Annotated in this window: 4 protein-coding genes; 3 read left to right on the forward strand and 1 reads right to left on the reverse strand. The window is 68.1% G+C overall.

Annotated elements, in window-relative coordinates; translation table 11 throughout:
* The first annotated feature begins 186 nt into the window (after nt 1–186).
* Both HC022_RS24845 and HC022_RS24850 read left to right on the forward strand, forming a co-directional pair.
* Nucleotides 187–564, forward strand: coding sequence for an MFS transporter (locus HC022_RS24845; protein WP_167454170.1), 378 nt, complete (start codon nt 187–189; stop codon nt 562–564).
* Nucleotides 565–660: 96 nt separating this feature from the next.
* The gene (locus tag HC022_RS24850; protein WP_152335509.1) at nt 661–1101 is read left to right on the forward strand and encodes a hypothetical protein; all 441 of its coding nucleotides are present in this window, start codon (nt 661–663) and stop codon (nt 1099–1101) included.
* Nucleotides 1102–1127: 26 nt separating this feature from the next.
* On the opposite strand, the gene HC022_RS24855 is transcribed toward HC022_RS24850, so the two are convergent.
* Nucleotides 1128–1547 (reverse strand): Fur family transcriptional regulator, encoded by a 420-nt coding sequence (locus tag HC022_RS24855; protein WP_008887178.1) that lies wholly within the window; start codon nt 1545–1547, stop codon nt 1128–1130.
* Between the two features lie 134 nt (nt 1548–1681).
* Here HC022_RS24855 and HC022_RS24860 point away from each other — a divergent pair.
* On the forward strand, nt 1682–2104 hold a 423-nt coding region (locus HC022_RS24860), incomplete at its 3' end, for a metal ABC transporter solute-binding protein, Zn/Mn family (RefSeq protein ID WP_167454171.1).

Here is a 2104-nt window from a genome sequence, read left to right on the forward strand (position 1 = left end):
TTTTCATGCTGCTCAGCTCGATCTTCGGCGGGCGGCTGTCCTCGGACGCCGGACGGCCCAAGCTGTTCACGGCATCGCGCTCGGGGCGACGGGGCTGAGCCTGCTCGCGCTCTTGGCGGTGAACCAGGCCGGGATCCCGTGGTTGCTTCGCGCGCTGGCGGTGCTGGGGCTCGGCATGGCGTCGCAATGCCCAACACCACCGCCAACGTGCAGAACGCGGTGCCGCGCCCCTGGCTCGGCATCGCCACCTCGAGCATGTCCTTCATCCGCTCGCTCGGCGTCGCGGTCCCGGGCGGGGTGATGTCCGGCCTGCTGGGCGCGCGGCTCGACCGGCTCGCCTCGGAGATCGACGTGCAACCGGTCACCGACGGCGGCATGGCGGTCATCGGCACGCTCTCGCCGGAGCTGCAACCGGGGATCGCCGAGGCCTTCCGGCAGTCCATCGCCGTCAGCTTCGGCACCGGCGGCGCAGTCATGGGTTTGGCCTTCCTGCTTGCCATGTCATTGCGTGGCACCACATTCAGCGAAAGCAGCACGGGCACGTCCGTCGAGGAACCTGCCTGAACCCGCCGCCGATGGGAGCCCAGCCGCCGCCCGGTCCCCGGCCCTAGAGAAATGCCCCCGGTCCTTTCGCGTCCGGGCACTCGTCAGGAGGCAATGATGACCCGAACCCTGATCGCCGGAGCCATTCTTCTGCTCGGATCAGTGGGCGCCCAGGCACAGACCGGCCTGACCAGCGAGATGACCCGCGTGATCGGAGCCCTCAACTTGCGCGAGGTAGTGATCCATCCCGACAACTGGGGCCCGGACATTACCGCGACCCTGCCCGGCGGCGCCCGGATCGAGCTGGATTTCCACCGGCGGGGCAGCCCGCTGGAAGAAATCGAAAGCGCACAGAACCAGCCCTTCCCCGCCACCGAGATCGCGGCCCTCGTGCCCGAGGCGGTGCGTACGAACCCGAACTACCCGTCGGACGGCACCTTCGAGAAGGTCGAGTTCGACACCCGCGGCATCGAGCTCGAGGGCAAGGACGGCGACGGCCGCGACTTCGAGGCCGAGTTTGCGCTGGACGGACGCCTGCTGGACTTCGAGAGCGACTGACCCTCGAACGCGGGTCGTCACGCCGGTCAGCTGTCGGATGTCTTCCGGACGTAGAGCTCCATCCGGTGGTGGACGATCTCGTAGCCGAGCTCGGCCGCGATCTCGGCCTGCAGCCGCTCGATCCGGTCCGAGGCGAACTCGATCACCTCGCCCGTGTCCACGTCGATCATGTGGTCGTGGTGGTCGGTCTCGGCGGATTCGAAGCGCGCAGAGGCCCCTTCGAACTGGTGGCGCTGGATGACGCCCTGGCTCTCGAGCGTCGAGAGCGTGCGATAGACCGTCGAGAGCGAGATCCCCGGCACCGCGGCTTCGGCCCGGCGGTGCAGTTCGGGCGCGTCGGGGTGATCGCCCGCTTCCGCCAGCACGCTCAGCAAGGCTGCCCGCTGGCGCGTCACGCGGATTCCCGCGTCGCGCAGCGCCTGCGTCATTTCCTCGATGCTCTTCATCCGCTCGTTCATGCATCGGTTTTGCCCGCGCGCCCGGCGCTTTTCAAGGTCTTGTTGCAAATGACTTGCAAGTGAGTTGACAAATGCAACTCAGTCGCATTTGCATGTGGACAAGCAACAGGAGACCGTACCACATGCTGACCAGACGAGCCGCGCTTGGCCTCATCGGCGCCGCCGCACTGGCGGGCAGACCCGCCCTCGCGCAGGGCGCCAAGCTCAAGGTCGCGACGACCTTCACCGTCATCGCCGACATGGCGCGCAACGTGGCCGGGGATGCCGCCGAGGTGGTCTCGATCACCAAGCCCGGCGCCGAGATCCACGGCTACCAGCCCACCCCGCGCGACCTCGTCGGGGCGCAGGACGCGACTCTGATCCTGTGGAACGGGCTGGGGCTCGAGCGCTGGTTCGAGCAGTTCCTCGCCAATCTTGGCGACGTTCCGGCGGCGGTGGTCTCGGACGGCATCGAGCCGATGGCGATCTCGGGCGGCGACTACGCCGGCAAGCCCAACCCGCACGGCTGGATGGCGCTCGACTCGGCGCTGCTCTACGTCGACAAC

The sequence above is a fragment of the Salipiger sp. HF18 genome (assembly GCF_011806505.1).
GTDB classification, from domain to species: Bacteria; Pseudomonadota; Alphaproteobacteria; order Rhodobacterales; family Rhodobacteraceae; genus Salipiger; species Salipiger thiooxidans.